The following is a 25,540-nucleotide window of genomic DNA, read 5'->3' as shown; positions in this document are numbered from 1 at the left end:
TAGAATCTGACGATTCGTCAGTCAGTCCCCTATTTTCCTTTTGCGTTTTTAACGGGCTTTGTATCTTGGTTGGGAGGGATAATGCAAGTCAGTCATAGTTTAAAAATGATGGGGACACAGATCGATATCCAGATTGACTCTCCTAGAGCTCGAGAACAAATTATAAAAGTCTGTCAGCTGCTGGACATCTATAATCAGCGTTTTAGTGCCAATGACGAGCGTTCAGAATTAATGGCTGTGAACCGAAATGCCGGAATCAAACCATTGATTGTGCATCCTGAACTTTTTGAACTGATTGCTCTGGGCAAAAAGCATAGTACAGCAAACCCGTCTAATCTAAATATTGCTTTAGGCCCGCTTGTTGACTTATGGCATATCGGTTTTTCTGATGCCCGAAAACCCTCAGCAGCAGAGATTCAAGCCTGTCTGCCTTTAACGTCCCCTAAGAAAATTTTGCTTAACAGAGAAAAGCAAAGCGTTTTTTTAACCGAAAAAGGAATGAAAATAGATTTAGGTGCATTAGCCAAAGGTTATATAGCAGATAAAATAATCACCTATCTGGCTGAAGATGGTATCGTCTCAGCTCTTATTAACCTCGGCGGCAATGTACTGGTTCACGGCCAAAACAGCAGGCGTTCCGATGGTTCTTGGCACATCGGCATCCAAAATCCCAAACAGCCTCGCGGCAGCAATCTTGGAATTGTAACGATCAAAAATAAGTCTGTTGTCACTTCAGGGATTTATGAACGGCATTTGAAAATTGGTGAAAATGATTATCATCATATTTTTGACCGCCGAACCGGTTACCCTATTGAAACAGACATGGCCAGTCTGACCATTATTGCCAGACAGTCTGTGGACTGTGAAATCTGGACAACACGCTTATTTGGACTGCCGTTAATTGAGGTTCTTCAAACGATTAATGAAACATCTCATATTGAAGGACTTGCCGTCACTAAAGATAATCGGATTTTTCTGTCATCTGGGCTAAAAAATCGATTTCAGCCTTTGTACAGATAAAGTATCTCAGTCAATCCTGCAGTAAAAGGCGGCAGCTGATGCGGCTTCAAGCAGAAACAAAGCTGACAGCATGAATCGGCTTTGTATCATTCAAAAAATCATGGCAGAAATCTGCCATGATTTTTTGAATTGTTACTTTAAGAATCTAAATTTTTTCTGTCCTGTCAGTCCTTTAGATCCTGACCGTTAGTAGCAATAACTTTTTGGTACCAGAAAAAAGAATCTTTGCGGTAACGCTTAAGACTGCCCACTTCTTCATCTGTACGGTCAACATAGATAAAACCATAACGTTTACGGATACCTTCGTGTGTTGAAATAAGGTCAACTGCTGACCATGGATTATAGCCAAGCATATCAACACCGTCAGAAATAGCCAGTTGAATTTGCGCAATATGCTGGCGAAGATATTCAATGCGGTAATTATCGTGAATCTTGCCGTCTTCAGTTAAAGTGTCATAAGCACCAAGACCGTTTTCAGTGACTAAAAGCGGTAAACGATAACGGCTGTACATTTCACGAACGGTCGCACGGAAACCGACAGGGTCAATTTCCCAGCCAAATTCAGTTTTAACAAGATTGGGATTATCAACACTTTTAGCAAAACCTGGGAAAGTTTGATGAGATTGCTGGTCACCATTGACACCCGCTGCTTCGCTGCCGTCAGAAGCTTCAACGGTCGCCGTATTGTAATAGTTGAAGCCGATAAAGTCAGGTTTAGCTGCTTTCATGATAGTACGATCTTCGTCAGTAACTGTTGGCAGAGCATCATTTTCTTCCAAATATGCCCAAGCTAAATTGTTATATTCACCAAAAACATAAGCATCTAGATAAAGCCAATTACGCAGAGCATTGAAGTTCTGAGCGGCAATAACATCTTCTGGTTTTGAAGAAGCTGGATAAACCAAAGAAATATTTGGAGCTGGACCAATTTTAGCATCAGGAAGCATTTCATGACAGAGCTGCATAGCTTTGGCCTGAGCAACTAATTGGTGGTGATTTTGTTGGTAAATTTCCTTAGTGAGATTGGCTGTCCCTTCCGGTACATGAAGGGTCCCAATGACTGGGCCAACCAATGTTAGCATATTTTGCTCATTGATTGTCAACCAGTATTTGACGCGGTCACCAAAGTTTTCAAATAAAACACACGCATATTCTGCAAACCAATCAACAGAATCATGCCTTGACCAAGACCCGCGTTCATCAAGCGCCGCCGGCATATCGAAGTGGAACATGGTCACAATTGGCTCAATATCGTATTTCAAGCATTCATCAATCAAATTATTGTAGAATTCAATCCCTTTTGGATTGACCTCACCTGTTCCATTTGGCAAAACCCGTGTCCAGGAAATCGAAAAACGATAAGATTTGAAGCCCATTTCTGCCATTAGAGCGATGTCTTCTTTATAATGGTGATAATGGTCAACTGAAACCGACAAATCGGCTGTTCCTTCAGGAATCTCTTTCACATCTTGGCAGGACGGACCTTTGCCATCCTCTAAAGCAGCGCCTTCAACTTGATATGCTGATGTGGAAGCGCCCCACAAAAAGTCTTTGGGAAAGGGTTTTAATGTTTTATGAAGCATAATATCTCCTTCTATTGATATTAATAATTTTTATGATTTATAATAAATCTAAAGAAGCAAAAGCATTGTAGAGTCCGTTTTCTTCAACATCGTCTGTTACCATGTCTGCCATAGCAAGGATTTCTGGCCCGCCATTTCCCATAGAAACACCGATTTCACAGTATTCCAGCATTGGAATGTCAACCTTGGCATCGCCAAAAGCAATGGTGTTCTTTTTATCAGCATGCAGGTGCCCCAAAAGAACATCGATAGCATGCGCTTTGGTAATATCCTTAACGCCAAGGTCGCCAAATAGAGCTGTTTCACCTCGGCCGCCCCATGTTCCAGCTTTGAGATGAGGAAAGGCTTCTGCTGAATCCAAATAGTCTTGATAAGTGTTAAGAATAAAACTCACTTTATTCAAATCATCACGGTAGAGTTCACCGCCATAGATTAAACCGTGAAGCGCGTCCTCTGCTTCCATATGTTCAACTTCTGCTTCTGCTTTCCCTTTACGAAGCGCATATTGCCGCATGACCGGACGGGCAGCTTCTTTGAAGTTTTCAGAAGCAAAGAGACCATTATTTGATTCCAAGTAGAACTCCAGACCGCGTCCATGTAACCAGTCAACAATGGCTTTGGCCTCTTCTTTTGAAATCAGCTGATGCATAATGACTTGACCATGGTGTTCAACGTAAGAACCATTACCGCCTATCATTCCATCAATGCCTATCTCCCAAATCTCAGGCTGCATTTCCGCACGGCTTCTGCCTGTACAAACATAGACATGATGCCCTTTTTCACGCGCTTTACGGATAGCAGTGACGGCAGATTCGGGAATACGATTATGGTAATCAACTAATGTTCCATCGACATCCAGAAAAATAACTTTTTTGGCCATACCAGTCTCCCAACTATGTGATACTTCTATTATACTTCTTTGCAAGGCTCAATGATAGGCCTATCCTCTTGCAAAATAATACAATCCTACGGTTTTAGCACTATCGCTAAATTTCCAATGCCCCAGCCGAGTAAGCAAAAGAGGTACAAAAGTTAAGCTGGAATGGTTTGAGCAGTATCTCTCCCAAGTATTCTGTCTTGCTTTTTTGTACAGAAACCGCTATGATAAAACAATGGCTAATATTAAGAAAATTCTTGCACTTATCCCAGAAAACAACAGACAAACCGCTGAAACTTTTTTCACTGAACTGGCTGAGGGCTTTAGTTATTTATTTCGTTTAGAATTAGATAATGCTTCCGCACACGTTTCACATAAAAACAGTCAGTATGATGGGGTCTTTACCTTTTCTGAAATCGACTGCCCACTGCCAACACTCAAATTTACCACAAAGGCAGCAGAAAACCAGCAGACCTTTTTTGTGGATAGGACCTGTTTCACCAATCCTAAGACAGTCTTATCGCTGACTCGCTATCTGACTGAGTTTTACCAGAAAATTCAGCCAGACATTCTAAGCTATCTGCCTTATCGGATTAGTTTCTTTGACCAAAGCCACCGTCTGGTCTATTCTAACCATAAGCCCGAGAGCTCTCTGCCTCTTTCAGATGTTGACAGTCCAAAAAAACTGGATGAGGCACTTATCCAAGAACTAAATGATGAAGAAATAAGCAGTCTCCATTTCCCTGTTGCAGAAAGTGTTTTTGACCAGATTCTAATCCAGTCCTACCAAAAATTATATGACCGTCAAAATCAGCTCATAGGAACCTTGGAGAGCGTTCACAATTTTAAACCGGTTCTCTCAGCTTACCTCAAAGAGACCGGTCAGGCGCTGGTCGGATGGTCTGATACGACTTCAGGACCTTCCGTCACTGAAGTCTGGCCTGATAGCTAAAAAAGCTGAGACAGTCTGCCGCTCAGCTTTAACTGCTTAATATATGCAGCTACTGACTGCTTCGATTCAGATCATCAAAAATGGTGTCCAAAACTGCTAAGAACACTGCCCGTATCAGCAGTTTGGCTTTATCAATGACCAATATCAGTCCCGATGAACCGGCTGAGGGCCAAAAGACTGAGATACAGGCATTATCTCGATGCGATTAATATTGAGATGCTCTGGCTGCCGGCTAATCCAAGCTACGGTCTCAGCAATATCTTGCGGACGAATAGCGTGTGCGCCTTGATAAAGCTGTTCAACACGCTGGTTGTCGCCTTTGAAACGGACATTGGAAAATTCAGTTCCTTCACATAGGCCTGGCTCAATATTTGTTACGCGAACCTGTGTTCCAAAAAGGTCAGCTCTAAGATTTAAGGAAAATTGTTTGACAAAGGCCTTGCTCGCCCCATAAATATTTCCGCCCGGGTAGGGGACAGTCCCGGCTGTTGAACCTAAATTGATAATTAAACCAGCATTTCTTTCTACCATCTGCGGAAGGATCTGATGAGTCAAATAGGTCAAACCAATGATATTCGTTTGAATCATAGTCTGCCAGTCCTTAAAATCTGCTTCATAGGCCTTGTCTAAGCCTAGAGCCAGACCGGCATTATTAACGAGTAAATCGACAGCTTGCCAGTCCTGAGGCAAGCTGGCCAGAGCCTGGTCAATCTCTTGCGTTTTGCTGACGTCCATCTGCAAAGGAAAAAAGCAGTCTTTCCCCAGCTCATCTCTCAAAACCTGCAGCCTGTCCCATCTTCTGGCTGCGCCGATAACCTTATAGCCATCTGCTGTCAGTTTTTCAGCAATAGCCTTGCCAAAACCAGCAGATGCTCCTGTCACTAAAGCTGTTTTTACCATAAGCTCCTCCATCTTACAAGATACAAAGCCCGTTAAAAGAGCAAAGCAAAAATAGGAGCCTGACCGCCGAGTCACTAAAGACTCAAGGGAAGGCTATCTTTTTTGCACAGCTCTTAGGGCGTGTTCAATTCAATAAGATACAAAGCCCGTTAAAAGAGCAAAGCAAAAATGACGGTAAGCCAGAAATCTTTGATTTCGTAGGCGCACCTCTGCCAGAACGACTAGAAGGGGGCAGTCGACTGTTAAGGCGACAAAGCTTTCAGACGTTTACGGCCTAGCGGTAACTGGGTAACGATACAGATTTCCAGTCCCCTCACTTTCCCTTTTCTAGGTTCGGGCTGAAATCATCCACTGGATAATTTCACTGCACAGCTCTTAGGGCGTGTTCAATTCATAAGATACAAAGCCCGCCTGTTCTCTGGTCAGCATGTGCTTTTAGAGATCAGCAGTTCTTGGTCTAATACACAAAAAACGAGTAAGGGAGCACCTTCTCGTTTTTTTAATCGTGCCCTCTTTCTTTGACCTATTACGCTTGATCAAATTCACTGTCTCGGGCAAATTGTCTTAATCCTCCAAGGTTTGAGCTGCTGTAATAATTGCAAGCTTATAAATATCTTCAGCACTTGACCCGCGAGAAAGGTCATTGACCGGCTTATTCAATCCTTGAAGAATCGGTCCGATGGCTTCAAACATACCTAAACGCTGGGCAATTTTATAACCAATATTGCCGGACTGCAAATCAGGGAAAATAAAGACATTAGCATGTCCCGCAACTGGACTACCGGGAGCTTTAATTTCAGCTGTTGCAGGAACAAAAGCTGCATCAAACTGCAAATCGCCATCTATACAAATATCAGGCTGAAGGTCTTTTGAGAGGCGTACAGCTTCCTGAACTTTCTCTACTTGCGGTCCTCTAGCGCTGCCCTTGCTTGAAAAACTGAGCATCGCAATCTTTGGATCGATATCGAAAATCTTAGCTGTATCTGCTGTATTAACAGCAATCTCTGCTAATTCCTGAGCATTAGGATCAATATTAATAGCACAGTCTGCAAAAATTAGACGCTGATCCGTATTGTCACGGTTCATCAGGAAAACGCCTGACGTCCGGGAAACACCGGGTTTTGTTTTTATAATCTGCAAAGCCGGACGCACTGTGTCTGCTGTAGAATGAATCGCCCCTGAAACCATGCCGTCTGCCAGCCCCATCTTAACCAGCATAACGCCAAAGTAATTAACATCTCTCAGCAGCTTATCAGCTTCTTCAGCCCCTACTTTTCCCTTACGAATCGCTAAAAATTCCTGCTTCATTTCTTCAAAACCTTCATAATCTTCGGGATTGATGATAGTATAATGCGGATCAGCAAAGCCAAGCTGCGCCAGCAGATTGTGAACCTTGTCGGCATCCCCTAAAATAATCGGTTCAACCAGACCTTCAAATTTTAAGCGGGCTGCCGCACGGACAACACGCTCATCATCGCCTTCAGGGAAAACAATTTTGATATTTTTGCCAACAACTTTCTCACGTAAACTGCCAAATAATGATCGGATACTCATATTGTTATAAACCTCTATTTATTTTCTTGTAAATCTATGATAACGCTATCAAAATCATCTGTCAAGTCTGCCTGCTGAGAGTTCAGCCTGCCGGTGAAAGGATCCCTAAAAGACAGATAATAGCAGTGAAGCGCCTGACGGCCTATTCCGCAGTCCATCCGCCCGCCATATAAATCATCTCCCAAAAGCGGAAATCCGATATGGGCAAGATGCACTCGAATCTGGTGGGTCCGCCCTGTGTGCAGACGAATATCGATAAGATAGACATCCCCATATTTTTTTAACACTTTATAGCTTGTGTGGGCATACTTGCCCGATTGATGGACATGCCGGGTAATCATACTATCGTCTCTTCTGGCAATAGGAGCTATGATATCACCTTCTGACGGCAGATTGCCTGAACCAGAAACCAAGGCATAATAACGCTTTTCAACTGCTTTATTTTGCAGTTCTTTATCCATTCTGGCATGAGCATAGCCATGTTTAGCCAGCAGCATTAAACCGCTTGTATCCTTATCAAGGCGCGTTACAATATGAACCTGTTTGTTAGGATAGTCCTGTGCCATATAATAATATTTAACAAAATTTGCTATTGTATTGGAGTGCAGAACGCTGGGAATACTGGGATAAGCATAGGGCTTATTGATAATTAAAAAATGATCATCCTCATAAACGATAGTCAGGTCATGTTTGACAGGTATTAGACTGTCAGACGGTTTTTCATCAGGAATATCAACCATTACCCTATCGCCAGTTTTCAGTAAATAAACCGCATTTTGTTCATGACCGTTTACCCGAATCCGGCCTCCTTTAAATTTCACCTTGGCCAGCAGGCTTTTCGAAATCCCCTGTCCTTTTAAAAAAGCTTTCACCTGACAGTCTCTGTCTGCGATGAATTCGAATCTCATGAATCCAAATCTCCTATAAAGGCATCTTTGACCCGTTCCCAGAAACTGGTATGGCTCGGCGTCGCTACAAAACTGATTTTTTCAGAATTAATGCAGTATTCAATTTTAGCTACATTTTTACAATGCAGTGTACTATTGTCAACAGATATGGTATAGCTGCCCAGGCGCTTAGGGATAACTTCGATTTTATCTTTTTTGGGAACAATAACTGATGACCCTAAAGTTCTAAACACCCTATTGTTGAGGCTGGAAATTTCTGTCAGCTGCAGAGCCTCAATCGTCGGGTGCAAAACAGCTCCTCCCAGCGATTTATTATAGGCAGTGCTGCCAGTCGGTGTGGAAACTGAAATGCCGTCTCCCCTAAAGCGTTCAAATTTGACATGATTGATGATGACATCGGCAACCATGGTCTTTTCGATTCGCTTAACTGTCGCCTCATTTAAAGCCAGACTTTTAATTTCCCGGCCATTGTCCAGCGTGATTTTAACTTTTAAAATCGGATAAGAGACTTTTTCCCCAGTATCTTTGCGCAGGTTTTCAATAAGTTCATCAATTTCGAAATCTCGATAATCTGTATAAAAACCCAGATGCCCCGTATGCACACCGACAAAACGAACATGGCTGAGCTCTCTTTCATATTTATGAAAAGCGGATAGAAGCATGCCGTCCCCGCCGATAGAAATGACAACATGAGGATTTTTTTTAGATAAGTAAAAATCTGGATCATCTTTCAAAATAGCAAAAAGTTTAGCAGCAATCCGCCGGCTCTGGTACTTGCTATTTGCGATGATAGCAACACGCATCATTTCTTTTTTACCTGTAATATTCATCTGTGTCATCGCTGTTTCCTACACCATCGTTTAGTTTTCTGCTTTCCGGGTCAAAAAGAAGCTGGGCTTCTCTGATATCCTCCCGTATTTTCCTTACTTCTTCATCAAGCTCATAAGCTATCTTGGCGGTTGTCTCTAAACGCTGCTTAATCTCCTGAGGAAATTCACCTTTGTATTTATAGTTCAAAGAATGCTCAATAGTAGCCCAAAAATTCATAGCCAGAGTACGAATCTGAATTTCAGCCAGAACCGTTTTCTGCCCCTGTATTGTATCAACAGGGTACTCAATCACAACATGATAAGAACGGTAGCCACTGGGTTTCATATTGCGAATATAGTCACGTTCCTGAACAATTTTCATGTCATGCCTTTGCCTCAGCAAATCAAGAACATCATCAACATCGTCAACAAACTGCACCATAATGCGCAGACCGGCGATGTCCTGAATGTCCTGTGCAATGTTTTCTTCTTTGATGCTGCGAAGAAGCATTTTTTCCTGAATGCTTTCAACCGATTTGACCCGTCCGGTCACAAATTCAATCGGTGAATGGCGGTTCTGTTTTCTAAACTGTTTGCGAATTCCTCGCAGTTTGATTTTTAATTCCCCAACTGTTTGAATATAGGGATCTAAAAATTCTTCCCATTCAAGCACAACAAAACAGCTCCTTTCTCCAAGCATTATTAAAAGAACCGGCAAAACACTTCAGGCTGCCAGCTTCTCTGATTCGGCTGTTTTCTTCTGACAAAACCAAGTCTATACCAATCAATTAAGCACAGACTTCTGAAACCATAAACAGCTGGGAATCTATTCACTAAATACTGCAGTCTTTTACATTTCTTAAAAGGTCAGTTTGCCAAATATCAGACTTTTTTATAAAATTAGTATAACATTATTTCATTATAACATAAAAGAAATTAAAGGAAAAATGGCATGACACATTTGGAAATCGAGTACAAAACTTTACTTAATAAAGATGAATTTAATCGGCTGGCAGCACATTTTTCTCATATTCCGCCAGTAACACAGACTAACTATTATTTTGATTCTCCTGATTTTCAGCTCAAAGCACATCGCATGTCAATGAGAATCCGGACCTTTTCAGACCGTGCTGAACTGACGCTCAAAATCCCCAGCACTGTGGGCAATTTAGAGCATAACCTCGATTTCAGTCTCCCTCAGGCCAAAGAAATCATAAAGTCCGGTCAGATTCCTGCCTGCTTTATCCGAGATTTAATTGAAGATAAGGGGATTAGACCGGACGATTTGGCTGTGTTTGGCCACCTTACCACAATCAGGCGGGAAAATCAAACAGCCATGGGATTGCTGGCCCTGGATTATAATTTTTACACTGGCCGCAAAGACTATGAACTGGAGCTGGAAGTCACGGATGCCGACAGCGGCAAAAAACGATTTGCCGATTTTTTGGATCAGAATGCCATCACTTTTAAATATGCAAAAAGCAAAATTGCCAGACTGACCAGCAGTTTAAGGGCTGAAAAAAAGTTACCTTAACCTGAAATATTCGTGATTTTCTGGTAAAATAAAGTTAGCAGGCAAAATTTATGGCTGTTTGCTTTTGATAAGCAGCAAATAGACATTAATGCTAATCTTTATTAAAACAATTCACTTGTCCCTTTCACTATAAAGAATGAAGGAGTTATATTAAGAATATGGCAGAACGCTACGCTGATAGACAGCTCAAACTCTTTTCGCTGACTTCCAATCCTAAAATTGCTGAAAAAATTGCCGAAGCCGCAGGGGTTCCCTTGGGAAGACTGACATCGCGCCAGTTTTCGGACGGTGAAATCATGATCAACATCGAGGAGACTGTCCGCGGTGATGACATTTACATTATTCAGTCCACCAGCTATCCTGTCAATGATCATTTATGGGAATTATTGATTATGGTTGATGCCTGCAAGCGGGCCAGTGCTAATTCTGTGAATGTTGTTATCCCTTATTTCGGCTATTCGCGCCAAGACCGAATCGCTGCTTCACGGGAGCCGATAACAGCAAAATTGGTAGCCAATATGCTTGTCAAAGCTGGAGCAGACCGCGTACTGACTCTGGATTTGCATACTGTTCAAGTGCAAGGATTCTTTGACACTCCCGTTGATAACCTTTTTACTATTCCGCTGTTTGCAGACTACTACTACAATCTGGGACTGGTCGGTGACGAAGTTGTCGTTGTCAGTCCCAAGAATTCAGGAATCAAGCGTGCCCGCAGTTTGGCAGAATACCTGGATGCACCGATTGCTATTATTGATTATGCCCAAGATGATGCAGCCAGAGAAGAAGGCTATATTATCGGTGAGGTGGCAGGCAAAAAGGCTATCCTTATCGATGATATCCTAAATACAGGAAAGACTTTGGCAGAGGCCGCAAAAATTTTAGAACGCGGCGGAGCAACGGCTATTTACGCTGCAGCCAGCCATGGCCTGTTTGCCGGCGGTGCAGCCGATATTCTTGCGGCAGCTCCGATAAAAGAAATCCTTGTCACCGACTCCGTTTCCACCAAAGAGCCTGTTCCTGAGAATGTCAACTATCTCTCAGCAAGCCGACTTATTGCAGATGCTATTATCCGCATTCATGAACGCAAGCCGGTCAGTCCGCTCTTTGCTTATACACCTAAGGATTGATTGTTATGGTATATCTTGATAATACAGCTACTACTCCAATGACTCCAGCAGTCATCGAAGCTATGACCGCTGTGATGACTGACAACTTCGGCAATCCGTCAAGTATTCACGTTTACGGCCGTAAAGCCAGTCAGGCATTAAGAACGTCCAGACAAACGATTGCTCATGCATTAAAAACAGAAGTCAGAAGAATTATTTTTACTTCCGGCGGAACCGAAGCTAATAATACTGCCCTTAAAGGCTATGCTCTAGCTAACCAAGATAAGGGCAAGCACATCATTACTACAGCAATCGAACACCCCTCTGTTCTGGAGCCGCTTCATTATCTGCAAGAGAAATTTGGATTTGAAGTCACCTATCTCCGGCCTGAAAAGGGATCTATTACTCTTTCAAGTCTGCAAAAGGCTCTGAGAGATGACACCATTCTTGTCAGCTTCATGCATGCTAATAATGAAACAGGTGACCTGCTGCCAATTGAGGAAGCAGCTGCTCTCTTAAAAACACATCAGGCGGCTTTTCATGTTGATGCCGTCCAAACAATGGGAAAACTCCCAATTTATCCTGAAGAAATTGGAATTGATCTCTTATCAGCGACAGCTCATAAATTTCATGGGCCCAAGGGCGTCGGTTTTCTTTATGCCGCCCCCCTTCACTTTGACAGTTTGCTCCATGGCGGTGAACAGGAAGAAAACAGGCGTGCAAGCACAGAGAACCTCGTTTCAATCGTGGGAATGGCTCAGGCACTGGCAGACAGTCAGTTGCAGTTAAAAGAAAATCTCACCTATATACGGGGACTGAGAGACACTTTTTTAGAGGCTCTCGCTCCTGATTCCTACTACCTCAACGGTTCATCACAACACCTGCCCCATGTCATCAATCTTGGCTTTCCGGGGCAAAACAACGGGATTTTACTGACACAGCTTGATTTGGCTGGTTTTGCCGTATCTACTGGTTCTGCCTGCACAGCAGGCACTGTAGACCCCAGCCATGTATTGGCCAGCCTCTACGGTCATGATTCCGTCAGACTGCAGGAATCGATCCGAATCAGCCTGTCTAAGCTAAATACACAGTCAGAATTACTGCAGTTAGCAAAAAAATTAAAAGAAATAACAGGAAAATAAAATGGCATTTACAAAAAAAGTTACCCTTGATGGCTGTCTCTACAGCTACAGTATTAACCCTGATGTTAAGCCTTATACTCTGCGTGATACCACCTTCACGCAGAATACAGTCGGCCACTATGAATTAAAGCGTTTACTGGAGAAAGTTCCTAATTCCGGTGACGGTTTCCCTTTAAAAATAACTGTCCATAAAGACTTAAATGCATTTAAGCTGACTATCACCGATAAATCTGGCTTACGATCAGTCAATATTTTCAAATCAGAAGACAATAAATTGCTGCAGGATAAATTCTATTTTCTAATGGACAGCCTGGTTGAACGTCACATTTTTAGCAAAAATCCGGTTTGAATCCTTCTCACCCTTTCATACCGGCAGTTTGATACAAAATCTTATGCAAGCATAAGATTTTTTTGTCAGCAATTTTATGTTCACTAAAATTGCTGATTTGATGACTTTTTTGTTACAATATAGATGAACTATTAAGGAGATGATATTGTGGCTATTGATAAATCTATCCCTAAGGCGACAGCTAAGCGTCTGTCGCTTTATTATCGGATTTTTAAGCGCTTTTATGCGAACAACATTGAAAAAGCCAGCTCAAAGCAGATTGCTGATGCGATGGGAATTGATTCTGCTACTGTCCGCCGGGATTTTTCATATTTCGGGGAGCTGGGCCGGCGTGGTTTCGGTTATGATGTTAGCAAACTTATGAATTTTTTTGCTGATATTTTGAACGATCATGCGACAACAAATGTCCTGCTAGTTGGCTGCGGCAATATTGGTCGTGCTCTCTTGCATTATCGCTTTCATGACCGCAACAAAATGCAGATTGCTTTAGCCTTTGATAAAGATGATAATGAATTGGTCGGCACCAAAACATCTGACGGTATCCCTATCTATGGTATTTCCACAATTACTGAGCATATCCAAAAAACTGACATTAAAACCGCTATTTTGACTGTCCCCAGCACTCAGGTACAGGAAGTAGCTGATCTTCTTGTAGCTGCAGGAATCAAAGGTATCCTCAGTTTTGCTCCTGTCCGCCTCAATCTGCCTAAATCAGTCATCGTGCAGTATGTTGACCTGACAAGTGAACTGCAGACACTGCTTTATTTTATGAATCAAACTGACTAAGGAGGCAGCATGTCAAAAAAACCAATAATTGGCATCACCGCAAATCAGCGGCCTAATCCAGAAGCTAAGGAAATTTCCTGGTCTTATGTACCAAGCGGTTTTGTCAATGGGGTCAAAGCCGTAGGCGGCTTACCGCTTGTTCTGCCAGTCGGCAATCCTAAAACAGCGCCTGATTATGTCAGTATGATTGATAAATTAATTCTTATCGGCGGTCAAAATGTTGATCCCAGCTTTTACGGCGAAAGAAATCAAGCCAGCGATGATGATTTTTTTAAAGAACGTGATATCTTTGAGCTGGCCTTGATTGAAGAAACAGTTAAGCAGAAAAAACCGATTTTTTCTGTCTGCCGCGGAACCCAATTAATGAATGTAGCCTTGGGCGGTTCACTCTATCAGGATATCGAAAACCACTGGCAGGACCGACCGGCTGACTACTTATCTCATAACATGGTAATCAAAGAGGACAGTAAGCTGGCTGATATTTACGGTTCAGCCAGCTCTATTAATTCTTTTCACCATCAAAGTATCAACCACTTAGCCAGTGAACTGCGTGTTATTGCTGAAGATCCCAAAGATGGAACAATTGAGGCTGTAGAATCAATTGACCCCAGAATGCGTTTTTTAGGTGTTCAATGGCACCCTGAACTCTTGTATGAAACGCGCAAAGAAGATTTGGAACTCTTTAGATATGTTGTCTGCGAACTTTAAAGCAGACCCGTTTCCTCACGAAAACTATAATAATCACGCCTGCTGACGATAATGTGATCAAGACAGACAATCCCCATGTCTTCACAGGATCGTTTTATTTTTTCTGTAAAGCGTAGGTCGTTTTCACTGGGAACAAGCGATCCTGAAGGATGATTGTGAACAAGGATAAGGGAGGTGGCCATATTTCTGCAAGCATAGTGCAGAATTTCCCGCGGCTCAGCGATAGAGTGCCTGACTGTTCCGATAAAAATCGTCCGCTGTTCAATAACCCGATTCTGTGTATCTAAATAAAGGGTCAGCAAATGTTCTTGTTTTTTGTTTCCCAGTTCTATAATCATTTTCTGCGCCAGCCGCTCACTACTTAAAATCCTTTCATTCTGGTAGTATTCTGCCTTATTAATCCGATTAGCCAGCTCCAGCATCGCTTTTATTTCTATTGATTTTACTCTGCCGACCCCTTTGATACTCTGCAGCTCCTGCAGGGATAAGTCGCGAAAATCGGCTAAACTACGGATATCCTTCAAAATCTGTGTTGAGACTTCCAAAACCGGCCTTTGCTTTGTACCGGTACGCAGTAAAATGGCCAACAGTTCCTGATTGCTGAGTTTTTCAGCCCCCAAATCAGCCAAGCGCTCTCTTGGCAGCAAGGGTTCTTCTTTCAATTCAACTGTATACATTTCTTTTTACCTCCATCTATTTATTCGAAAAAAATAAAAAGAGCCGGTCTAAAAGAACTGCCCCCAGTTTTAACTTATTTAGCAAAGACAGCCGAGTTCTTGAAAAGAAATGACCTGCCCTAAAAACCTAGCAAAAAAGAAGGCAAGTGATGTAGACATCACTTGCCTTCCTCTATTTTCATACAGATTTTAACGGCCTTTTCTCTTGTAAAAAACCTGGCAATGTATATCTGCTAGGTTTTTATTCTGCCGGTTAGATGCTGATAGTGCTTATAGAGGGCACTGTAGCGGCCTCTGTAGTCTTTTTTCCATGGTTTATCCCGTCCGCAAAAATGCAGAAAAACGGTATGCTCAATAACCCAGTCTAAATCCCATTTACCCGAACTTCTGGTAAAATACAGAATATTGTAACGCGCATCATAATTGTAAATCTGATCAGGAATCAGGAGGGTTTTGTGACCATAAAGGGCATTGAGAATATCCTGATCCGGCAAAAAGAGCAAAAGACTGTTTTTCTCAATGTAAGACAGAATATCCTGACGTCTCACTTCCTGCCGGCCTAATTCTAAATTCATCAGCAGCACTCCCGAATTAAAATAGCCTTCTGATTCAAAATTTCTCAGCCGCAGTTTATTGACTAGCTCCGGTATATTGGTATCAGAAGTATGGCTGGCTGCAGCAAAAAGTTTATCAGAGAGATCTAAACGGTATAAAGGGACAATATCATTCAAACAGAGAATGTCTGCATCTATATATAAAATGCGGTCTAAATGCTCTGGCAGGTATTCATGGGCTAAAAGCCTGTAATAAATCGTTTCCGGATAGCGATTCGTTGTCGGGGCATCTTTAAATGCCTCTTCGCCGATGACAACGGGGAAATAAGCAAGACCCAGCTGCCCGCAAAACTCAGTAATTTCATCATTTCTGCGCAGCAGTTTTTTCTGTAAAACATAAACGGCCATATTTTTAGCCGTTGCATTTTGCCAAACCGAAAACAAGGTGACTTTAAACTGGTCAACATAGCTATCGTCAATTGAATAAAGCAAATTTAGTGGTTCCATATCATCTATTCTAACATTTTAGCAGTCATTTGCAATCAAGTATCAGTGTGTTAGCCATTTGATGGCTGCTGAGCCCGACGCTTGGCCACATTGTCTTTAATAATTTGATAAACTGAAGCACTCAAAGGCACTGCAATAAGCATACCGACAACACCAAAAACAGCACCGCCGACAATAACCGAAAACAACACCCAGATAGCCGGCAGGCCAATAGAGCCGCCCACAACTCTTGGATAGACAAGATTGCTTTCACATTGCTGAAGTATAATCAAAAATATTAAAAAGAAAAACGCCTGTTTGGGAGATTGTGTAAAGACTAAAATCGTTCCTAAAAGACCGCCTAAATAAGCCCCAATAACTGGAATAATATTCGTAAAACCAACTAAAACACCGACTGTCGTAGCAAAAGGGAAATTAAAAATCATCATCCCAATAGTACAAAGGGTAGCCAGAATGAAGGCTTCAATGGTCTGACCGGCAAAAAAACCGCGAAAACGCTGGTGCACAATTCCCAATACATAATAAATTGAAGCAGCATATGGCGTCAGGTAGGTATCAATCAGCAAATGAAACTGATGCTTCAGCTGTTCTTTGCTGGAGAGAACATAGATAGAAAATACAAAACTGACAAACACATTCACTATCGTTGACGCAATAGAGGTAACCGATGTTAAAAGTCCTGTCAGTATGGCTAATACCTGAGTCAGAATCTGCTGGCTGTAGCGGGAAAATGCTGCTGTTAAATCTGTTTCAAGACCAAAATAATCCAAAACTTTCGCAAACTGCCTATTCTCATAAAGTTCTGTCAAAAACTTCTGCAAAGCTCCAGTGTCGATAGTCAGAAGTGAACTGAGACTAGCTATCAAATCCGGTATAACAATGGAAAAAAGCCAGACTATCAAAGCAATAAAACTTAGGTAGGCTGAAACCATTGCCAGCAGCCTTTTTAGCTTGAACTGTTTTTCCGAAGTTAACAGCAGACCAAACAGCCGTTCATAGGCAGCCATAACAATATTAATAATATAAGCAAGTGCAGCCCCAATCGCAAAGGGCTGACTGGCTGTCCAAACCGTTTTAAGCAGCCGAGCTCCGCCTGACCAATTAGCCTGAATAAAATAGCATATCACAAAAACAGCAATTAAATAACTGGCCTGTCTTTTACTAAACTTCATATCTCCTCCTGTTTCTTTTCACATTATACACTAAATAGGAGCGGAAATAAACCCGCTCCTATCAGGATAAATAGAAAAAATCGGCTTAGTAAAGTAAATCCAGCCTGCTGACAAAGCACAGCAGTCTAATTTTAGTCAAGATCTGTTCCGTTGGAGGCAATTACTTTTTGGTACCAGGTAAATGATTTCTTTTTGGACCGCTTAAGACTACCTTTGCCTTCATTGTCTCGGTCAACATAGATAAAACCGTAGCGTTTCTTCATCTCTCCAGTTCCGGCTGAAACCAGATCGATACAGCCCCAAGTTGTGTAACCCCAAACAACGACACCATCTTCATTAATAGCCTGATTCATAGTTTTAATATGCTCCCGCAAATAATCAATACGGTAGTCATCGGCGATAAAGCCATTTTCATCAGGCACATCTACAGCACCAAGACCGTTTTCTACAATAAAAAGCGGTTTTTGGTAACGATCCCAAAGCATGTTCAGGGTAATCCTCAGCCCCAAAGGGTCAATTTGCCAGCCCCATTCAGAAGCTTCCAAATAGGGGTTTTTAAGAGATGCAAAAATATTTCCGGCAGTTGTGTCTTTTAAAGATGGATCAGCTGAAGCTACGCGACTTGAGTAATAGGAAAATGAGACAAAATCAACAGTATGCTCTTTCAAAAGCGCTAAGTCTTCTGCAGTCATTTCAACTTTCAAACCGTTTTTAGCAAATTTTTTCTTAGCATAATTCGGGTACTCTCCACGTGCCTGAACATCAATAAAAAAATAATTTTCACGATCTTCATTCATAGCTTCCCAATAATCAGCCGGATGGCAGGTATTAGGATAATACTGCCCCGCTGCCAGCATACAGCCCACCTTGTTATCAGGATCTATTTCATGGGCAATTTTTGTCGCTAAAGCGGATGCCACTAATTCATGATGAGCAGCCTGATACTTGATTTCCTCAGCATTTTCGCCTTCCTCAAAGTACAGTCCGGCCCCCATAAACGGAGCATGCAAAATCATATTGATTTCATTAAAAGTCAGCCAATAACGAACCAAACCTTTGAAACGAGTAAAAAGAACACGGCATAACTGTTCGTAAAAATCAATCAGCTTGCGGTTACGCCAGCCGCCATAATGCTCGATTAAATACATAGGGCAATCAAAATGGGTAATTGTTACCAAAGGCTCAATGCCATATTTCCGGCATTCTTTAAAAACATTTTCATAAAACTGCAGACCGGCTTCATTTGGCTCTGATTCATCACCTTTAGGAAAAATCCGGGTCCAGGCAATAGACATACGGTAGGTTTTAAAGCCCATCTCAGCAAAAAGAGCAATATCTTCCTTGTAGTGACCGTAAAAATCAATTGATTCTTTAGCAGGGTAAAAATAACCTTCTTCGAAATCAAACATCTTTTTCTGACCGGTGATAATCGGAAAACGATCCTTGCCGATTGGCACAACATCTACATTGGCCAGACCCCGGCCATCGATATTATAAGCCCCTTCACACTGATTGGCAGCAGTTGCGCCGCCCCATAAAAAACCTTCCGGAAAAGCTGAATAAGTAGTCATAATCCCTCCTTCAACAAGATACAAAGGCCGTTAAAAACGCAAAAGGAAAATAGGGGATGGCAAGTGATGTCTTGCATCACGCTGACAGCCATCTTTTTCCCGCAGCGTTTAGGCCGTGTTCAATTAAACAAGATACAAAGGCCGTTAAAAACGCAAAAGGAAAATAGGGGATGGCAAGTGATGTCTTGCATCACGCTGACAGCCATCTTTTTCCCGCAGCGTTTAGGCCGTGTTCAATTAAACAAGATACAAAGGCCGTTAAAAGCTCACAGCAAAAATAGAAAAATTGACGAAGAGTCATTAAGACTTTAGGAAATTTTATACTCACAGAATAGCCACATTCGTACGTCAGCTTGCGCTTCCTACGACTGCGTCTCTTTTTGCACAGCTCTTAGGCCGTGTTCAATTAAACAAGATACAAAGGCCGTTAAAAACGCAAAAGGAAAATAGGGGATGGCAAGTGATGTCTTGCATCACGCTGACAGCCATCTTTTTCCCGCAGCGTTTAGGCCGTGTTCAATTAACAAGATACAAAGCCCGTGAAAAAATCCGTATGAAAATAGGGGATGGCAAGTGATGTCTTGCATCACGCTAACAGCCATCTTTTTCACTAGGATTTTAGGGCGTGTTCAATTAACAAGATACAGAGCCCGTTAAGGGAGCGAGACAGAAGTCTGGATTGTGATGTCTGCTATTCTCTCTCAAGGCCCAGTAAAGATTTGAAAAAACGGCTAAATAATGCTAGCTGCTTCATTTCTGTACAGATAGCACAACTGTTAAATTAATGAAAGCTAAAAATCATCTCTTTCTCTCAGACATCTGCGGCTTCCAGCTTTGCACCAACTGACATTATTTTAAAAAAACCACTGTTTTTGGTGAACCGGATCAATCAATTCAGCTAAAATAAATTGCTTTTCCCTTATTTCATATTTCAAAATACTGCAGTTAGAAAGAGATAGATCAAATGAGGCTGGCACATCTGACTGTCGGTAAAAAGACATGATTGCTCCGGCATGACTGACTGCCAGAATAGAAGCTCCTGCTTCTGCTTCTTCCACCAGTTTGACAATCGTTTCTTTAACACGCTTTTCAAGCTGGCTGTCGCTTTCGCCATCATACTGAAGGTAAAACTCACCGTGCCCTTTCTGTCCCCGTCGGCGGTTGGGATGCAGATATTCAGGCTGACCTTCCATACGGCCGAAATTAAATTCTTTCAAGCCCTTCAGCCGTTTATAATCACTTCTTTTACTAACCAGCTCCAGAGTTTCACAAGCCCGTTCTGAGGTCGAACTGTATAGGTAATTAAAATGAATCCCCTTCTCCTCAAAATAAGCTCCAGCTTGTTGAGCCTGGATTCTGCCTTGTTCTGTCAAAGGAGAATCGCACCACCCTTGGATTAACTGCAATTGGTTAAATAAGGTTTCACCATGGCGCATCAGATATAGCGTTTTCATAAGCCGTTACCTTTCATAGATATACTCTTCTTCCATAGGATTAAAGATAGACTGAACTTCCATTTTACAGTCATCATTACAGCTGATTTTCAGTATCGCACAGTTAGCCATTCGCTTAGCAGGGACAGGGGGATTTTCAGTCATATGCCGATAGAATTGTGTAATAACAGATCCATGGCTGACAAAGAGCAAACAGTCATTTTCACTGCTTTCTACAACAACTTTGCGAATTCATACACCTGAACATTGGATTCTCCGCCGTATGCAAGAAAATAGTCGCGGTAGCCTGATTCGTTCTGGCAGTAAATTTAGGCTTGAGGTATTCTTGATGAACTTCAAAAGCACCAAAGTCCCATTCTTTTAAACCTTATCCTTTAAAGCAGCATCCAGCTTCGCACGCTTCATCGGCGTAGTGAGCTCAATGCCCATTGTCTGCCGATCTTCAGGTGCAGCACAGCACGCGCTGTATCTGAAGCCGCCGGTCCATAAAATCTTGAAGGAAATCATGCAATCATCGATTAGCTCTTCTCATAGTGGTATGCTTTTATTTTACAAAATTTTGCAAACGCTTTCTTATGCAATAATCAGATAAACTAATACTATTAACCGATTTTGAAGAAACGGCTTATACTGCATCTCAGTAAGTTTTTAATGTTTTGCTTCGCCTTGTCAGGCTGAAGTAGGCAGCCAATGACTATATTCCACATTCTACCGGTTCTCTGCAAATGAAAGTCTTGCTGATTTGCCGGCCTTTCAAGTAGTCTTATTTTATTTCTGATTTTTTTAAATAATCTTCAATGACCTGAAAAACACCGGCTTCTTTATGACTAGGAGCAATGAAACGGGCAGCTGCTTTCACCTCCTGGGGAGCATTGTCCATAGCATAAGAAGCTCCCGCCAGCCGCAGCATTTCAATATCATTTCCGCCATCCCCGAAAGCCATGACCTGATCAGCAGTCAGGCTATAATGCTGCATCAGCTGGGCTAAAGCCCGGCCTTTATGCCAGCCGGTCTGAATAATATCAACACCGCCAAAACCGCTGGCTGTAGCTGTTAAATGTCCTGGAAAACGGTTATTAAAATCGACGATAATTTCCCTGTCTTTTTCTTCTGGCAGGAGCAGACTTATTTTAAAGAAACGCTCGTCAGCCGGCAGCTGATTAAAATCCGACAGCTCTACAATGCTTTTCATCAAAAGAGCGGCCTGATCAGCTTTAATCAGACTGCTGTCAATACTGAAATGACTGTCCTTGAGCATATAAGTTGCCTTCAAACCTGAAAGCATCACCTTGTAGTCCACTAGCTGTTTAGAAAAATAAGCCAGAAAATTTTCTAAATCTGACTTAGCAACCGTATGTTCAGCAAACAGCTGGCCGTTTGTAATCAGCTGGGCTCCGTTCTCAGCAACCACAATCAGCCGCTCTAAAAGACCGTCAAACATCATCGCCAACCTAGGCATACTGTTGCCGGAAGCAACAACAAACTTAATGTCCCTTTCCTCCAATACATCTAAGAGCCTTTCGAAACGCTGGCGGTCATAGTCACCGCACCCATCCAAAAAAGTTCCATCCATATCGCTGGCAATTAATTTTACAGCCAACAAATCACCTCCGTTTTTATCATAACTTGTTCTGCAAAAAAACTTTATCGACCCTTCCTTATTGCGATTTTCTTTCAGAGATAGGCTTTTATTCGATCAGAAATGCACTGATAGGCTGCAGGAGTCAGATGCAGGCCGTCCACAGTGTACCCTTCAGCAAGATTGCCCCTTTCATCCAGCAAATCATGATATAAATCAATGAAAATACAGCCAGACAAATCTGCCAAAGCCTTGTTAACCGTTCTAATAGCTTGATTGCTGCGGATTTTGACAGTCTGTTTAAACTTCTGATTCTGATTAACTGGCAAAAGTGACAGCACATAGATTTGTTCAGCATAAAGGACTTCATTCAGTTCAGCTACGATTTCAGAGATAGTTTTAACGACAGCCTCCGGTTCACGACCCAGTCCCAAATCATTCGTTCCAATGAGCACAAATACTTTGGCAGGCTTCAACTCCCTAATCTGACTATCTAAGTGCTCTAAAAGCCATCGGGAATGCGTCCCGGCAATTCCTCGGTTGATAAGAGGAAGATCCCGTCCCAGCCACTTCTTCAGCGGATAAAAGTCAATGAGAGAGTCACCGGCAAAAACAATGCCATTTTTTGCTTCCTGTGGGTTACGCTTTTTAAACTGTTTCAGTTTATCATCCTGATAGGCCCTCAATTCCGGGCTGATCGTTTCTAACATTGCGGCCTCCTGCTATTTGATTCACAAACTATAGTTACATATTAAAAGCAGTATGCTCAGCCTCCTGCTTCATCAGATAAGAGGCCATTACTTTCAGAACACCATTTTCTTCATTAGAGGGCGCCTGAAAAGCAGCAGTATTTTTCACTTCTGCTGTCGCATTAGCCATAGCGTAGGAATATTTTGCCAGCTTCAACATTTCCAAGTCATTGCCGCCGTCACCAAAAGCCAAGAGACTGTCAGCAGTCAGTCCCCAGTATTCCAACAGATACTTAAGGCCAGTTCCTTTATGCACATGGGCAGGAATAATATCTAAACAGCCAAAACCGCTGGAGACTGCCCGCAAACCGTCTTTAATAAAAAGAGTATTGATTTCTTTTTGAATTGTAAAAGTCAGCGCTTCTTCTACAAGAAGTGTTACTTTGAAAAAATCATCATCAGAAACAGTATGTAAATTATCAACATACTGCATTGCCGGCAGATAATAGCTCAGCGCCTCCTTAATAGCAGCTGGTGTTTTCTGCAGCATGTAAGACGATTTTTTCCCTGCCAAATTGATAACCGTTTCCGGATAATTCTCTTCCACATAATCAAGCAGTTTGGTAACTGCGGCCGATTTTACAAATTCTTCCGCTAAGGTTCTGCCATCTGCCACAATATGGCCGCCATTTTCTGCGACAACCGCAATACGGCTGCTCCAGTCAGGAAACTGCTGAATAATCTGCCGGTACTGATTGCCGCTGGCAGCGACAAACTTAATCTCTTTTTCCTGACAAAGGAGAAAAAGCCGATTAAACAAAGCTTTATCATAGGTTTTCTTGTTTGTCAAAAATGTACCGTCCATATCGGTTGCAATGATTTTTACTGTCATGATATTCCTTCATTGTGCTTTAAATTCTCAGCAGCAGACTGCTGAATTTGTTTGTCCGTCACTCTATTTATTGTACCGTAAACAGTTGCTATTAACAAAGAAAAATACTGTATCAAAAGAACTCTTATCAGCTCTTTCTGCTCTGCGTTTAGTTAAAAAAGAGAAAACTAAAATATGTCACTCTCAGCTTCCTCTTAATGATAAAAATAAATGTTATAGCAAAGGATACAACCAGCTAAAGAGCAATAAGATCTAACAGCAGTCCAGCAAAGACTGAGAAGCGAAGGACTGGGGAAAGGTTAAAACTCTCCTTTTATTTTACTGCTTTTTATCTACTGTTGACCTAAATCTGCTCCATTTGACGCTGTCACTTGCTTATACCAGTCATAGGAATCTTTTTTAGAACGCTCCAGAGTCCCTGATCCGTCATTGTTGCGATCCACATAAATAAAGCCATAGCGCTTCTTCATCTCCCCAGTTGTAAATGAAACACAGTCAATGCAACCCCAAGGCGTATAGCCCCAAAGCTCAACACCGTCCTCATCAATGGCTTTTTCCATTTCTTTGATATGAGCCCGCAGATAGTCGATACGATACTGATCATGCACTGAACCGTCAGTCTCTTTGACATCAATAGCTCCAAACCCATTCTCAACGATAAAAAGCGGCAGTTGGTAACGTTCATAAAAGGCATTAAGGGAATAGCGCAGACCTTCTGGGTCAATCGCCCAGCCCCAATCGGATTCTTTAATAAAAGGATTGGTAACAGAGTGTTCACTGCCTCCGCTGGTATCCTCAGAAATATCTTTATGCGCTGTTGAATCAACTGTATTGCTCATATAATAGCTAAAGCCGATATAATCAACAGTTCCTGAAGCCAAGACTTCTTTATCCTCTTCTGTGATATCAACAGTGATACCTTTACGTTCAAACATTTTTAAGGCATAATTCGGATAATAGCCGCGAACCTGTACATCACAGAAGAACCAGCGGTTATGCATCATTTGCTGAGCCAGAACCTGATCGGCCGGACGGGCTGAGAAGGGATAAATCGGTACCATGGCAATCATATTGCCAATCTTAAATTCCGGATTAATAGCTTTACCGAGCTTAACCGCCTTGGCTGAAGCCAGCAGAGTATGATGACCGCAAATATACATGGCTTCTTCAGGATTTGGATAGTCGCCAAAATGAGCACCGGAATTTGTCCAGCCGAAAAGATCATTGCTGTAGTTCATTTGATTATTGATTTCATTGAAGGTCATCCAGTATTTGACCTTATTTTTGTAACGCTTAAAGACACTTTCAGCAAAATTAAGGAAATAATCAATGGTTTTGCGGCTCATAAAACCGCCGTATTCCTTAGCCAGGTGGTAAGGCATCTCAAAATGCGATAGGGTAATCACGGGCTCAATCCCGTATTTCAGCAGTTCGTCAAAAACAGCATCATAAAAAGCCAGTCCTTCTTCGTTGGGCACTGCTTCGTCCCCTTTTGGAAAAATACGGGACCAGGCGATTGACGTCCGAAAGCATTTGAAACCCAAATCAGCAAACATAGCAATGTCTTCCTTGTAGTGATGATAAAAATCAATGCCAATATGATTAGGGTAGTAGTTGCCTTCAACAAGGCCATCGGTGATAAGCCGAGGCACACCATGAGCTCCTGCTGTCATCACATCAGCAACAGAAAGCCCCTTTGAAGTCTCTAATACACCGCCTTCAAACTGATGGGCAGCCAAAGCACCGCCCCACAGAAAATTTTTTGGAAAAGTCATCGAAAACTCCTTTCAACAAGATACAAAGGGCGTTAAGAACGCAAAGAGAAAATAGGAGCCTGACCACCGAGTCACTAAAGACTCAAGAGAAGGCTATCTTTTTCTCACAGCGTTTAGCCCGTGTTCAATTATAACAAGATACAAAGGGCGTTTAAAAATCCGTATGAAAATAGGGGATGGCAAGTGATGCTGGCATCACGATGACAGACATCTTTTTCACTAGGATTTTAGGCCATGTTCAGTTCCAACAAGATACAAAGCCCGTTAAGAACGCAAAAGGAAAATAGGGGACTGACTGACGAATCGCCAGATTCTAAGTCAAGACATCTTTTTCCCGCAGCGTTTAGCCCGTGTTCAAATAACAAGATACAGAGCCCGTTAAAAAAGCAAAGCAAAAATGACGGTAAGCCAGAAATCTATGATTTCGTAGGCGCACCTCTGC

Annotated in this window: 25 protein-coding genes; 8 read left to right on the top strand and 17 right to left on the bottom strand. The window is 42.1% G+C overall.

Annotation, left to right across the window (positions count from 1 at the left end):
* Positions 1-81 precede the first annotated feature (81 nt).
* Positions 82-1,020 (top strand): FAD:protein FMN transferase, encoded by a 939-nt coding sequence (locus A0O21_RS04335; protein WP_067061871.1) that lies wholly within the window; start codon positions 82-84, stop codon positions 1,018-1,020.
* Between the two features lie 164 nt (positions 1,021-1,184).
* Here A0O21_RS04335 and A0O21_RS04330 read toward each other — a convergent pair whose 3' ends face one another.
* Positions 1,185-2,603, bottom strand: coding sequence for a glycoside hydrolase family 1 protein (locus tag A0O21_RS04330; protein WP_067061869.1), 1,419 nt, complete (start codon positions 2,601-2,603; stop codon positions 1,185-1,187).
* A gap of 37 nt (positions 2,604-2,640) precedes the next feature.
* The gene (locus A0O21_RS04325; protein ID WP_067061865.1) at positions 2,641-3,483 is read right to left on the bottom strand and encodes a Cof-type HAD-IIB family hydrolase; all 843 of its coding nucleotides are present in this window, start codon (positions 3,481-3,483) and stop codon (positions 2,641-2,643) included.
* 232 nt (positions 3,484-3,715) lie between these two features.
* Here A0O21_RS04325 and A0O21_RS04320 point away from each other — a divergent pair, with 232 nt between their 5' ends.
* Entirely contained in the window at positions 3,716-4,432 is a 717-nt protein-coding gene (locus A0O21_RS04320) for a hypothetical protein (protein WP_067065124.1), read from the top strand.
* Positions 4,433-4,576: 144 nt separating this feature from the next.
* Here A0O21_RS04320 and A0O21_RS04315 read toward each other — a convergent pair whose 3' ends face one another.
* The 5 genes from A0O21_RS04315 to yjbM all read right to left on the bottom strand — a co-directional run bounded on the left by A0O21_RS04315 (position 4,577) and on the right by yjbM (position 9,303).
* Complete coding sequence (locus A0O21_RS04315; RefSeq protein WP_067061861.1) at positions 4,577-5,332, bottom strand: SDR family oxidoreductase; 756 nt, start codon at positions 5,330-5,332, stop codon at positions 4,577-4,579.
* A gap of 564 nt (positions 5,333-5,896) precedes the next feature.
* Positions 5,897-6,886 carry a phosphate acetyltransferase gene (gene pta / locus A0O21_RS04310; RefSeq protein WP_067061857.1) on the bottom strand — a complete coding sequence of 330 codons (990 nt, stop codon included), beginning with the start codon at positions 6,884-6,886 and terminating at the stop codon, positions 5,897-5,899.
* A gap of 14 nt (positions 6,887-6,900) precedes the next feature.
* Entirely contained in the window at positions 6,901-7,794 is an 894-nt protein-coding gene (locus tag A0O21_RS04305) for an RluA family pseudouridine synthase (protein ID WP_067061854.1), read from the bottom strand.
* Entirely contained in the window at positions 7,791-8,633 is an 843-nt protein-coding gene (locus A0O21_RS04300; protein WP_067061851.1) for an NAD kinase, read from the bottom strand. The genes A0O21_RS04305 and A0O21_RS04300 overlap by 4 nt, the downstream gene beginning before the upstream one ends.
* Complete coding sequence (gene yjbM / locus A0O21_RS04295; protein ID WP_067061847.1) at positions 8,608-9,303, bottom strand: GTP diphosphokinase; 696 nt, start codon at positions 9,301-9,303, stop codon at positions 8,608-8,610. The genes A0O21_RS04300 and yjbM overlap by 26 nt, the downstream gene beginning before the upstream one ends.
* Positions 9,304-9,555: 252 nt before the next feature.
* Between yjbM and A0O21_RS04290 the strand changes: the two genes are divergently transcribed.
* The 6 genes from A0O21_RS04290 to A0O21_RS04265 all read left to right on the top strand — a co-directional run bounded on the left by A0O21_RS04290 (position 9,556) and on the right by A0O21_RS04265 (position 14,228).
* On the top strand, positions 9,556-10,137 hold the full coding sequence (locus A0O21_RS04290; RefSeq protein ID WP_067061844.1) for a CYTH domain-containing protein: 582 nt from the start codon (positions 9,556-9,558) through the stop codon (positions 10,135-10,137).
* 158 nt (positions 10,138-10,295) lie between these two features.
* On the top strand, positions 10,296-11,264 hold the full coding sequence (locus A0O21_RS04285) for a ribose-phosphate diphosphokinase (protein WP_067061841.1): 969 nt from the start codon (positions 10,296-10,298) through the stop codon (positions 11,262-11,264).
* A 5-nt stretch (positions 11,265-11,269) separates the two neighbouring features.
* Entirely contained in the window at positions 11,270-12,385 is a 1,116-nt protein-coding gene (locus tag A0O21_RS04280; RefSeq protein ID WP_067061838.1) for a cysteine desulfurase family protein, read from the top strand.
* 1 nt (position 12,386) lies between these two features.
* Positions 12,387-12,734: a DUF1831 domain-containing protein gene (locus A0O21_RS04275; RefSeq protein WP_067061836.1), complete on the top strand. Its 348-nt coding sequence runs from the start codon at positions 12,387-12,389 to the stop codon at positions 12,732-12,734.
* Positions 12,735-12,881: 147 nt separating this feature from the next.
* On the top strand, positions 12,882-13,520 hold the full coding sequence (locus tag A0O21_RS04270) for a redox-sensing transcriptional repressor Rex (RefSeq protein WP_067061833.1): 639 nt from the start codon (positions 12,882-12,884) through the stop codon (positions 13,518-13,520).
* Positions 13,521-13,529: 9 nt separating this feature from the next.
* Positions 13,530-14,228, top strand: coding sequence for a gamma-glutamyl-gamma-aminobutyrate hydrolase family protein (locus A0O21_RS04265; protein WP_067061830.1), 699 nt, complete (start codon positions 13,530-13,532; stop codon positions 14,226-14,228).
* On the opposite strand, the gene radC is transcribed toward A0O21_RS04265, so the two are convergent.
* From radC to A0O21_RS04215, 10 genes are all read right to left on the bottom strand, one after another.
* A complete protein-coding gene (radC, locus tag A0O21_RS04260; protein ID WP_067061827.1) occupies positions 14,225-14,905 on the bottom strand; it encodes a RadC family protein in 681 nt (226 codons plus the stop codon). The genes A0O21_RS04265 and radC overlap by 4 nt on opposite strands.
* A 233-nt stretch (positions 14,906-15,138) precedes the next feature.
* Positions 15,139-15,966 (bottom strand): glycosyltransferase family 8 protein, encoded by an 828-nt coding sequence (locus tag A0O21_RS04255; RefSeq protein ID WP_067061824.1) that lies wholly within the window; start codon positions 15,964-15,966, stop codon positions 15,139-15,141.
* Positions 15,967-16,016: 50 nt separating this feature from the next.
* Complete coding sequence (locus tag A0O21_RS04250) at positions 16,017-17,138, bottom strand: AI-2E family transporter (protein WP_067061821.1); 1,122 nt, start codon at positions 17,136-17,138, stop codon at positions 16,017-16,019.
* A gap of 131 nt (positions 17,139-17,269) precedes the next feature.
* Positions 17,270-18,709 (bottom strand): 6-phospho-beta-glucosidase, encoded by a 1,440-nt coding sequence (locus A0O21_RS04245; protein WP_067061817.1) that lies wholly within the window; start codon positions 18,707-18,709, stop codon positions 17,270-17,272.
* A gap of 854 nt (positions 18,710-19,563) precedes the next feature.
* The gene (locus A0O21_RS04240) at positions 19,564-20,163 is read right to left on the bottom strand and encodes a histidine phosphatase family protein (protein WP_067061814.1); all 600 of its coding nucleotides are present in this window, start codon (positions 20,161-20,163) and stop codon (positions 19,564-19,566) included.
* 6 nt (positions 20,164-20,169) lie between these two features.
* Positions 20,170-20,307 carry a hypothetical protein gene (locus A0O21_RS10860; RefSeq protein WP_158511689.1) on the bottom strand — a complete coding sequence of 46 codons (138 nt, stop codon included), beginning with the start codon at positions 20,305-20,307 and terminating at the stop codon, positions 20,170-20,172.
* Positions 20,308-20,926: 619 nt separating this feature from the next.
* Positions 20,927-21,763 (bottom strand): Cof-type HAD-IIB family hydrolase, encoded by an 837-nt coding sequence (locus A0O21_RS04230; protein WP_067061808.1) that lies wholly within the window; start codon positions 21,761-21,763, stop codon positions 20,927-20,929.
* A gap of 74 nt (positions 21,764-21,837) precedes the next feature.
* Positions 21,838-22,452 (bottom strand): SGNH/GDSL hydrolase family protein, encoded by a 615-nt coding sequence (locus A0O21_RS04225; RefSeq protein WP_067061805.1) that lies wholly within the window; start codon positions 22,450-22,452, stop codon positions 21,838-21,840.
* Positions 22,453-22,486: 34 nt separating this feature from the next.
* Positions 22,487-23,323 carry a Cof-type HAD-IIB family hydrolase gene (locus tag A0O21_RS04220; RefSeq protein ID WP_067061802.1) on the bottom strand — a complete coding sequence of 279 codons (837 nt, stop codon included), beginning with the start codon at positions 23,321-23,323 and terminating at the stop codon, positions 22,487-22,489.
* Positions 23,324-23,655: 332 nt separating this feature from the next.
* Positions 23,656-25,098, bottom strand: a complete 1,443-nt coding sequence (locus A0O21_RS04215) for a 6-phospho-beta-glucosidase (protein WP_067061799.1) — start codon at positions 25,096-25,098, stop codon at positions 23,656-23,658.
* Positions 25,099-25,540: the final 442 nt, after the last annotated feature.

It is taken from the genome of Streptococcus pantholopis (assembly GCF_001642085.1).
GTDB classification, from domain to species: Bacteria; Bacillota; Bacilli; order Lactobacillales; family Streptococcaceae; genus Streptococcus; species Streptococcus pantholopis.
Note: the sequence above shows the minus strand (reverse complement) of the source record. Positions and strands in the feature narration are given on the sequence as shown.

Bases quoted from the DNA above. Each gene is read 5' to 3' on its own strand.
- A0O21_RS04335 (WP_067061871.1), top strand. From the start codon at position 82: ATGCAAGTCAGTCATAGTTTAAAAATGATGGGGACACAGATCGATATC.
- A0O21_RS04330 (WP_067061869.1), bottom strand. From the start codon at position 2,603: ATGCTTCATAAAACATTAAAACCCTTTCCCAAAGACTTTTTGTGGGGC.
- A0O21_RS04325 (WP_067061865.1), bottom strand. From the start codon at position 3,483: ATGGCCAAAAAAGTTATTTTTCTGGATGTCGATGGAACATTAGTTGAT.
- A0O21_RS04320 (WP_067065124.1), top strand. From the start codon at position 3,716: ATGGCTAATATTAAGAAAATTCTTGCACTTATCCCAGAAAACAACAGA.
- A0O21_RS04315 (WP_067061861.1), bottom strand. From the start codon at position 5,332: ATGGTAAAAACAGCTTTAGTGACAGGAGCATCTGCTGGTTTTGGCAAG.
- pta (WP_067061857.1), bottom strand. From the start codon at position 6,886: ATGAGTATCCGATCATTATTTGGCAGTTTACGTGAGAAAGTTGTTGGC.
- A0O21_RS04305 (WP_067061854.1), bottom strand. From the start codon at position 7,794: ATGAGATTCGAATTCATCGCAGACAGAGACTGTCAGGTGAAAGCTTTT.
- A0O21_RS04300 (WP_067061851.1), bottom strand. From the start codon at position 8,633: ATGACACAGATGAATATTACAGGTAAAAAAGAAATGATGCGTGTTGCT.
- yjbM (WP_067061847.1), bottom strand. From the start codon at position 9,303: ATGCTTGGAGAAAGGAGCTGTTTTGTTGTGCTTGAATGGGAAGAATTT.
- A0O21_RS04290 (WP_067061844.1), top strand. From the start codon at position 9,556: ATGACACATTTGGAAATCGAGTACAAAACTTTACTTAATAAAGATGAA.
- A0O21_RS04285 (WP_067061841.1), top strand. From the start codon at position 10,296: ATGGCAGAACGCTACGCTGATAGACAGCTCAAACTCTTTTCGCTGACT.
- A0O21_RS04280 (WP_067061838.1), top strand. From the start codon at position 11,270: ATGGTATATCTTGATAATACAGCTACTACTCCAATGACTCCAGCAGTC.
- A0O21_RS04275 (WP_067061836.1), top strand. From the start codon at position 12,387: ATGGCATTTACAAAAAAAGTTACCCTTGATGGCTGTCTCTACAGCTAC.
- A0O21_RS04265 (WP_067061830.1), top strand. From the start codon at position 13,530: ATGTCAAAAAAACCAATAATTGGCATCACCGCAAATCAGCGGCCTAAT.
- radC (WP_067061827.1), bottom strand. From the start codon at position 14,905: ATGTATACAGTTGAATTGAAAGAAGAACCCTTGCTGCCAAGAGAGCGC.
- A0O21_RS04255 (WP_067061824.1), bottom strand. From the start codon at position 15,966: ATGGAACCACTAAATTTGCTTTATTCAATTGACGATAGCTATGTTGAC.
- A0O21_RS04250 (WP_067061821.1), bottom strand. From the start codon at position 17,138: ATGAAGTTTAGTAAAAGACAGGCCAGTTATTTAATTGCTGTTTTTGTG.
- A0O21_RS04245 (WP_067061817.1), bottom strand. From the start codon at position 18,709: ATGACTACTTATTCAGCTTTTCCGGAAGGTTTTTTATGGGGCGGCGCA.
- A0O21_RS04240 (WP_067061814.1), bottom strand. From the start codon at position 20,163: ATGAAAACGCTATATCTGATGCGCCATGGTGAAACCTTATTTAACCAA.
- A0O21_RS10860 (WP_158511689.1), bottom strand. From the start codon at position 20,307: ATGACTGAAAATCCCCCTGTCCCTGCTAAGCGAATGGCTAACTGTGCG.
- A0O21_RS04225 (WP_067061805.1), bottom strand. From the start codon at position 22,452: ATGTTAGAAACGATCAGCCCGGAATTGAGGGCCTATCAGGATGATAAA.
- A0O21_RS04220 (WP_067061802.1), bottom strand. From the start codon at position 23,323: ATGACAGTAAAAATCATTGCAACCGATATGGACGGTACATTTTTGACA.
- A0O21_RS04215 (WP_067061799.1), bottom strand. From the start codon at position 25,098: ATGACTTTTCCAAAAAATTTTCTGTGGGGCGGTGCTTTGGCTGCCCAT.